The 329-nt window shown below is 26.1% G+C and carries 1 protein-coding gene; it reads right to left on the reverse strand.

Annotation, left to right across the window (positions count from 1 at the left end; all coding sequences use genetic code 11):
• Positions 1 to 329: hypothetical protein (locus R0J87_RS19115; protein WP_498888213.1), on the reverse strand; the 329-nt coding region annotated here is incomplete at both ends.

Below are 329 nucleotides of genomic sequence, written 5' to 3' on the forward strand. Positions count from 1 at the left end.
GGGAATTAAATCATACTTTAACATTCCTATAATTACTTTGTATGAATCCTTTGAGTACAATATTAAATATTTTCTCCATAGTGATCTTATTACCGCTGGCTCTTCTATATACTGTAATATATTTACATCTTTATGCAATAAAGCTCCTAATAACATTGTATTTTCCTTTAAAACTTTAAAATAAATTGAACTATATTCGTTAGGTAATTTAAGCAAACTAACCAATAGCCTTTCTTCTTTATCAAGTAAGATATTCAAACTTTCCCAGACTCCTTGATTAAATATTAATTTTAGTATCCCTTCAAAAAATTCTTTACTTTCATCTATGG

It is taken from the genome of Halomonas sp. SIMBA_159 (genome assembly GCF_046536035.1).
Classification (GTDB): Bacteria; Pseudomonadota; Gammaproteobacteria; order Pseudomonadales; family Halomonadaceae; genus Vreelandella; species Vreelandella venusta_A.